Source organism: Streptomyces sp. NPDC058375 (assembly GCF_042723425.1).
In the GTDB taxonomy this organism is placed as follows: domain Bacteria; phylum Actinomycetota; class Actinomycetes; order Streptomycetales; family Streptomycetaceae; genus Streptomyces; species Streptomyces durocortorensis.
Genome location: NZ_JBHXJG010000393.1, coordinates 1 through 4,485, shown reverse-complemented (window position 1 = coordinate 4,485; position 4,485 = coordinate 1). Strand labels below are relative to the sequence as shown.

Annotated in this window: 5 protein-coding genes; 1 reads left to right on the top strand and 4 read right to left on the bottom strand. The window is 72.5% G+C overall.

Translation table 11 applies throughout. The features are described 5' to 3' along the window. The 3 genes from ACFWM7_RS33920 to ACFWM7_RS33910 all read right to left on the bottom strand — a co-directional run. Positions 1 to 722, bottom strand: a 722-nt coding sequence (locus ACFWM7_RS33920) for a hypothetical protein (protein ID WP_383268244.1), incomplete at its 3' end; no start/stop codon positions are given. 160 nt (positions 723 to 882) lie between these two features. After that, on the bottom strand, positions 883 to 2,421 hold the full coding sequence (locus ACFWM7_RS33915; protein ID WP_383268242.1) for a YfcC family protein: 1,539 nt from the start codon (positions 2,419 to 2,421) through the stop codon (positions 883 to 885). Positions 2,422 to 2,517: 96 nt separating this feature from the next. Beyond that, entirely contained in the window at positions 2,518 to 3,510 is a 993-nt protein-coding gene (locus ACFWM7_RS33910; protein WP_383268239.1) for a fibronectin type III domain-containing protein, read from the bottom strand. A 161-nt stretch (positions 3,511 to 3,671) separates the two neighbouring features. Here ACFWM7_RS33910 and ACFWM7_RS33905 point away from each other — a divergent pair, with 161 nt between their 5' ends. After that, positions 3,672 to 4,289 (top strand): TIGR03086 family metal-binding protein, encoded by a 618-nt coding sequence (locus tag ACFWM7_RS33905; RefSeq protein WP_383268236.1) that lies wholly within the window; start codon positions 3,672 to 3,674, stop codon positions 4,287 to 4,289. Positions 4,290 to 4,339: 50 nt separating this feature from the next. Here the strand turns inward: ACFWM7_RS33905 and ACFWM7_RS33900 are convergent. Continuing rightward, positions 4,340 to 4,485, bottom strand: a 146-nt coding sequence (locus ACFWM7_RS33900; protein WP_383268246.1) for a phosphotransferase, incomplete at its 5' end; no start/stop codon positions are given.

Sequence of the window (4,485 nt, the reverse complement as noted above, 5' to 3'; positions counted from 1 at the left end):
GCTCCGCCGGGCTCCGCGCCGGACGACCGGCGCTCGGACACCGCATCGGCCGCGCCGGACAGCGCCCCGGCAGCCACATCACCGAGGACCGGCCCGAGGGCCGCGTTCAGCGCACCGCCGGCCGCACCCACGGCGATCTCGCAGACCAGGCCGGCGAACGGCCGTGACCGGCCGCCGGGCGCCGCGTTCACGACAGGCAGCCGACCGTCCCCGACACCGAGGACGATCCGTTCGCCCGCGGCGACCGCCTCCTCGAACCCGTCCAGCCATCCCCGCGCCCCGGGGCCCGGCTTGCGGCTGCGCCCCACGGCCCAGCCGCAGGCGGAGAAGACCAGGGAGTCCTGGACCAACAGCCCCTCGTCCGTGACCTCGAAGGCCAGCAGGGCGCTGTCCCCGGCGACTCGGCCGTCATGGTCCTCCTCGCTGCCGCCGAAGACATCGAGCAGGACGTCGCGTACGGCAGCGACCGGGTACACACCGCAGTACACGGTGTGCTGTCTGACCATGTTCCGAGCCGGGCTCCGCCGCCGTACTGGGTGCCCCTCCTCCCACGGCAGCGGAGCGCCGGACTCGACGGGGTACATGTCCTTCGGACGCGAGACCGGTTCCACCTTCTGCGGGCTGAACAGCTCCACCGCCCGCCAGTACCGCACCACGTCCGCCCTGCGCCGACGCTCATCACCAGCCGCCATCCGGCCCGCCCCCTCGTTCCGGTAGGTCACGAGCAGCCACCCTAACCAGCGCGTCCGCGTGCTGCGGAGCCCGCCTGAGCCGCGGGCGCTATGTGTGGAGAGGCGCTCCGTCCCTCACCGCCCGGGCGAATTCCCAGCCCTCAGCGAGCTCGGCCGGCAGGGGCGCGGCACCGGAAGAGACCGCCCCCGTTCACGTCCACACCGCCCCCAGCGCCACGAACCCGCAGATCAGTACGGCCAGGATCGCCAGCAGCGGCCAGACGAATCGCAGGTACTTGTCGTAGCCGACCTTCGCCAGGGCCACCCCGCCGATGGTGACCGCCGTCGTCGGAACCCAGAGGTTCATCCAGCCGCTCGCCGCCTGCCACGCCGTGACGACCACGGCGCGGGAGACGCCCGCGAAGTCGGCCAGGGGGGCCAGGATCGGCATCGCCAGGGTGGCGTGGCCGGAGGTGGAGGGGATGAGGAAGGCGAGGGGCAGGTTGACGAGGAAGACGAAGACAGCGAAGAGCGCCGACGAGGTGCCCGAGACCACGCCTTCGATGGAATGCAGCACGGTGTCGGTGATCTGCGAGTTGTTCATGATGACCGTGACGCCGCGGGCGAGGACGATGACCAGGGCCGGGGAGATGAAGTCGGCCGCGCCCTGGACGATCGTCGCGCTGAGCCGCTGCTCGCCGAACCGGGCGACGACGCCCACCAGGACCGCCGCGGCCAGGAACAGGGCGGCCAGATGGGGGAAGGACCAGCCGAGTTCGAAGCCGTACGGGGTGGCGTCGGCGTCGCCCGTGAGGGCGCTGGACCACGGGACGACCGAGAAGATCATGAAGCCGAAGACCAGGGCGACCAGGATGAGGACGGTCCGGTGGAGCGCGGTCAGTTCCGGGGGTTCGCCCGCGCCCGCCGCGTCGTGTTCGCGGTCGCCGGGGAGGAAGCCGGAGAGCGAGCGGTCGGGGTTCGCGCGGACGCGGTTCGCGTACCGGATGACGTAGGCGATCGTGACGGCCGTGAGGACCACCCACATGGTCGCGCGCAGCACGATGCCGTCGCCGAGCGAGATGTCGGCGGCGGAGGACGCGACTCCGGTGGCGAAGGGGTTGACCGTGGAACAGAGCACGCCGATGCCCGCGCCCAGGATGATCGTGCCGGTGGCCACCATCCGGTCGTAGCCGAGGGCCAGCATCAGCGGGATGATCAGGCCGTAGAAGCCGAGCGTCTCCTCCGCGAAGCCCTCGACCGTACCGAGGAGCGAGAAGACCAGCATCACCCCGGCGATGAGCAGGGCTCCCCGGTCGCGCAGCCGGTGTGCCAGGCGGCCGATGCCCCGGTCCAGGGCTCCGGTGGCGAACACCACGGTGATGAACGCGCCGATGGCCAACACGAAGAGGAACACACCCGCGCTGCCGTACAGTTCGCCGGCCAGGTCCGGGCCGACCTCGCCGGTCTCCGCGTCCTGGACGCCGTAGAGGCCGTTGACCGGGGAGAGGAAGAGGTCGTTCAGTCGGTCCACGAAGCTCTGGTCGGAGTCGACCCGGTGGTACGTGCCCTGGACCGGGGCCCCGTCCGCGTCGCGGTCGTACGCCCCGGGCGGGATCAGGAAGGCCAGCGCCCAGACGGCCAGTGTGACGACAGCGAGGATCGTCGGCGCGCTGGGGAAGGTGAACCTCTTCCCGGCCGGGGGCTCCGCCTCCGCGTCGGCCCGTGTGCTCAGGTCGTCTCCCGGATCCATGGTGCAGCCCCTTCGGTCCCGCCGGCCCCTTCCGGGACCAAGGGATCACAAGGGGCGGGGGACCGCACGCCTGGGAGGCGGATGGACCAGGAGGTGTCAGGCCGTCAGGACCACCGTCCGCTGGGCAGAGAAGTCGCCCCACTTGCCGTCCGGGAGCTTGGCCCTGAGCTTCACCGAGTAGCGGGTGCCCGCCGGGTCGGGGAGGTTCAGGCGGTAGGCGGCGCGGCCCTTCGGGGGCGTACCGCCCCAGACGATGGTGGTGGTCAGCTTGCCGTTCAGATAGAGCTCGTAGGCGGGGACGGTTCCGCCCGTGTCGGGCTGGTCCCAGGACAGGTCCAGGGTGAACTCCGCGCCCTCCTTGCCGACTTCGGTCCGCAGGCCGGTGGGGGCCGTGCTCGCGGGCGCGCCGGGTGCGGACTCGGTGGTGAGGTCGAGCGCGTTGCTGTCGGCCGAGGACTTGTCGGAGGCGTCCCTCGCCCGGACGGTGAAGGTGTAGACGGTCCCGGGGCGCAGGCCCGTCACCTTCGCCGTGGTCTCGGTGCCCGGCACGCTGTGGATCCGGGAGTCCTCCTGGTAGATGTCGTACGAGGTGACACCGACGTCGTCCTTGGCCGCGCCCCAGGTGAGGGTGGCGGCCCGGCCGCCGTCGGCGCCGCCCGTCAGCTTCGCCGGAACGGTGGGGGGCGTGTCGTCCTTGGGCGGGGTGGCCTGGGTGGTGACGGGGACGGCCTTGCTGGGAGCGGAGAGGTTCCCGGCCGTGTCCTTGGTCCGGACGCTGAAGGTGTAGTCCGTCGAGGCCGTCAGCCCGTCGACATCGATCATGGTCTTCGTCGCGGGGACGCTCTTGACCTTGGCCTTTCCCCGGTAGATCTCGTAACCGGCGACCTTCTCGTCGTCGGAGGCGGCCTTCCACATGACGTGCACCGAGGTGGAGCTGCTGGCCTGGGCGGTCACGCCCTCGGGGGTGCCGGGGGGCTGCGTGTCGGCCTCGGCGGTGCCGCCGCAGGCGGTGAGGGTGGCGAGGAGCAGAGCGGCGGAACAGGCCAACGCGGTAGATATGTGGGGGCGTTGCACGGGGGTGCCTTCCATCCGGACAGCAATGGTCCAGACCTGTATGACATGGCGTGGGGCCCGCCGACAAGAGTCCGGCCGGGAACCTTCCGCTATATGCCGGGTTGCGCAGCCCGCCCGGCGGTCCGGGCCGGTGCGTCGGGCCGATGACTTTCCGGCGGTGGAGCAGTCTTCCCTCTATGGATACGCACAAGACCCCTGCGCCGGACGCCGCCGCCCTGCTCGACCTGGAGCCGGCCGCCCGGCGGATCGCCGGGCTGCTCGGTTCGGTCGACGACGGCCGGCTGGACGGCCCCACGCCCTGTCCCGACTACGCCGTACGGGAGCTGCTGGGCCACCTCACCGGACTGGCCACCGCCTTCCGCGACGCCGCCCGCAAGGACCTCGGGCCGACCACGGCCACCTCCCCGGACGCCTCCCTCCCCGTCCTCGACGACGACTGGCGCGAGGTGCTGCCCCGGCGGCTGGAGGAGGTGGCGGCGGCCTGGCGTTCCCTCGACGCCTGGACCGGGACGACCCGGGCGGGCGGGGTGGAGCTGCCCGGCGAGGTGGCCGGGGCCGTCGCGCTCAACGAACTCGTCGTCCACGGCTGGGACCTGGCCCGGGCGACCGGGCAGCCGTACGTGGCGGGCGAGGCCGAGCTGCGGTCCTGCGAGGCGCTCCTCGCTCCGGACGAGGACGACCCGGACCGCGGGGGCATCTTCGGGCCGCCGGTCCCGGTGCCGGACGGCGCCCCGCTGCTGGACCGGGTGATCGGCCTCAGCGGTCGCCGTCCGGACTGGCGGCCGGGCGGCTGAAGCCGGAGGGTGGCGCGCGCGCCACCGTCTCCGCCGACGGCCGACAGCCTTCACGCCACGCGCCGGGCGGCCGGGCGGGTGCGCTCGAAGTCGATGAGCGCCAGCCCGGTCTCGGACCACAGCCAGTTCCTCGGCTGGTTATCACCGTGGATGTAGCCGAGCGGAACCGGTCCGACGCGGCGGAGCTGAGCGGCGT

What these genes read in the sequence shown, in the direction of transcription:
- ACFWM7_RS33910 (WP_383268239.1), bottom strand. Translation starts at nt 3,510, where the DNA reads ATGGAAGGCACCCCCGTGCAACGCCCCCACATATCTACCGCGTTGGCC.
- ACFWM7_RS33905 (WP_383268236.1), top strand. Translation starts at nt 3,672, where the DNA reads ATGGATACGCACAAGACCCCTGCGCCGGACGCCGCCGCCCTGCTCGAC.
- ACFWM7_RS33915 (WP_383268242.1), bottom strand. Translation starts at nt 2,421, where the DNA reads ATGGATCCGGGAGACGACCTGAGCACACGGGCCGACGCGGAGGCGGAG.